Source organism: Streptomyces alkaliphilus, assembly GCF_014141535.1.
Lineage (GTDB): Bacteria > Actinomycetota > Actinomycetes > Streptomycetales > Streptomycetaceae > Streptomyces > Streptomyces alkaliphilus.
In genome coordinates this window covers 1-2716 of the sequence record NZ_VKHT01000723.1, presented here as the reverse complement: position 1 = coordinate 2716, position 2716 = coordinate 1, and the positions used below count along the sequence as shown (strand labels likewise).

Below are 2716 nucleotides of genomic sequence, written 5' to 3'. Positions count from 1 at the left end.
CCCCTGACCCGCGCCCCGGCCCGCGCGCGGCCCTCGCCACGCGCCTCCCCCGGGTCGTGACCGCTCCCGCGGCGTCCCGCGCCCCGACCCGCCGTCTCGATATCCGGTATGTCCGTCCCGACCGGTGGTCGATCGGCGTACCCTCGTCCACCACACGGGCATCCGCCCAGCCATTCCACGCAGGGAGAGCCGACCCATGGCGACACTGAGGTCCCGCACCGTCACCCACGGACGCAACATGGCGGGTGCCCGCGCCCTCCTCCGCGCCGCGGGCGTAGCGCGCGAGGACTTCGGCAAGCCGATCATCGCCGTGGCCAACAGCTTCACCGAGTTCGTCCCCGGCCACACCCACCTGCAGCCCGTCGGCCGCATCGTCTCCGAGGCCATCTCCGCCGCCGGCGGCATCCCCCGGGAGTTCAACACCATCGCCGTGGACGACGGCATCGCCATGGGCCACGGCGGCATGCTCTACTCGCTGCCCTCCCGCGACCTGATCGCCGACTCCGTCGAGTACATGGTCGAGGCACACTGCGCCGACGCGCTGATCTGCATCTCCAACTGCGACAAGATCACTCCCGGCATGCTCATGGCCGCGCTGCGGCTGAACATCCCCACCGTCTTCGTCTCCGGCGGCCCCATGGAAGCCGGCAAGACCACGCTGGTCGACGGCACCGTCCGCAGCAACCTCGACCTGGTCCACGCCATGTCCGAGGCCGTCGCGGACAACGTCTCCGACGAGGACCTGGAGCGCATCGAGGAGGCCGCCTGTCCCACCTGCGGCTCCTGCTCCGGCATGTTCACCGCCAACTCCATGAACTGCCTGGTCGAGGCACTGGGCCTGGCACTGCCCGGCAACGGCTCCGTGCTGGCCACCCACACCGCCCGCCGCGCCCTCTACGAGGCGGCCGGGCGAACCGTCGTCGAGATCACCCGCCGCCGCTACGAGCAGGACGACGAGAGCGTGCTGCCGCGCGCCCTCGCCTCCCGGGCCGCCTTCGACAACGCCATGGCCCTGGACGTCGCCATGGGCGGCTCCACCAACACCGTCCTGCACCTGATGGCGGCGGCCCACGAGGCCGAACTCGACTACACCATGGCCGACATCGACGCCGTCTCGCGCCGCGTCCCGTGCCTGTGCAAGGTCGCCCCCAACGGCGTTTACCACATGGAGGACGTCCACCGGGCCGGCGGCATCCCCGCCATCCTCGGCGAACTGCACCGCGCCGGCCTGCTCGACGCGGGCGTCCGCGCCGTGCACGCCGACTCCCTGGACGAGTGGCTGAAGACCTGGGACATCCGCGGTGGTTCACCCTCCCCGGAGGCGGTGGAGATGTTCCACGCCGCGCCGGGTTGCGTCCGCTCCGCCACCGCCTTCTCCCAGTCCGAGCGCTGGGAGACCCTGGACACCGACGCCGCGGCCGGCTGCATCCGGGACCGCGCCCACGCCCACTCCGCCGACGGCGGCCTCGCCGTGCTGTACGGCAACCTCGCCGAGGACGGCTGCGTGGTGAAGACCGCCGGCGTCGACGAGTCCATCCACACCTTCACCGGCACCGCCGTCGTCGTGGAGTCCCAGGAGGACGCCGTGCAGGCCATCCTCGAGAAGCGGGTCAAGGAGGGCGACGTGGTCGTCGTCCGCTACGAGGGCCCGCGCGGCGGCCCCGGCATGCAGGAGATGCTCTACCCCACCGCCTTCCTCAAGGGCCGTGGCCTGGGCGCCAAGTGCGCGCTGATCACCGACGGCCGGTTCTCCGGCGGCACCTCCGGCCTGTCGATCGGCCACGTCTCCCCCGAGGCCGCGGCGGGCGGCACCATCGCCCTGGTCGAGGACGGCGACCGCATCGCCATCGACATCCCCAACCGCACCATCGAACTGAAGGTGGGCGAGGAGACCCTCGCCGCCCGCCGCGCCGCCCTCGGCGGCCGGTACGCCCCCGTCGCCCGGGACCGCAAGGTCTCCCTCGCGCTGCGCGCCTACGCCGCCATGGCCACCAGCGCGGACAAGGGCGCGGTGCGCGACGTCCCCGGGCTGGAGAACCGAGCGGCCCCGGAGGGACCGGTCGGGGCGTGACACCGGCGGAAGCGTGACGAAGGCGGGTCGGGACGGGGCTTCAACCCCTCCCGACCCGCCGGTCATAATCGGTCACATGAGCAAGCAGCCGCCGATCCCCCCCGCCGCCGGAGGAGCCGCTCCCGAGCAGCGGCCCGAACCCCGGCCGATCCGTTTCTACGGCACCAGCTGGGTGGACCATTCGCGCGGCTACACCCTGCGCCGCTTCGCCCTGGGGTTCGGCACGATGATGCTCGCCGCCCTCAGCGCCCTGGCGCTGCGCCTGGGCTACGAGGGCCTGCGCATCAACGAGACCGCCGGTTGGCTCACCATGCTCGTGGTGGTCGCCTTCGCGACCTGCTCCGCGATCGCCTTCACCCGCACCTGGGCCGGCTGGAACCGCGAGGGCGCCGGCGCCGACGACCCCTCCTTCCGCTCGATCAAGGCGGTCGGCTTCCTGGGACTGCTCCTGGCCTACGCCCTGCGCAGCGGCATCGAGGCCCCGGGCGAGCGGATTCGGCGCCGCGAGTACGAGGAGGAGCTCGCCAGGTGGCAGCAGCTCACCACCCGCCGTTCCGGCAACCCGGCCCGACGCGGCCGACGCCGCAACGGCCGCTGACCCGGCCGTCCCCCGTTCGCAGTAACCGCCGCCGATCCGCCCCGCCC

2 protein-coding genes are annotated in these 2716 nt (G+C 72.9%); both read left to right on the top strand.

The genetic code is table 11. The features are described 5' to 3' along the window. The first annotated feature begins 196 nt into the window (after positions 1-196). Positions 197-2071 (top strand): dihydroxy-acid dehydratase, encoded by a 1875-nt coding sequence (gene ilvD, locus FNQ90_RS18970; RefSeq protein WP_182607472.1) that lies wholly within the window; start codon positions 197-199, stop codon positions 2069-2071. Between the two features lie 76 nt (positions 2072-2147). Further along, positions 2148-2669, top strand: a complete 522-nt coding sequence (locus FNQ90_RS18965) for a hypothetical protein (protein WP_182607471.1) — start codon at positions 2148-2150, stop codon at positions 2667-2669. The last annotated feature ends 47 nt before the right edge of the window (positions 2670-2716 follow it).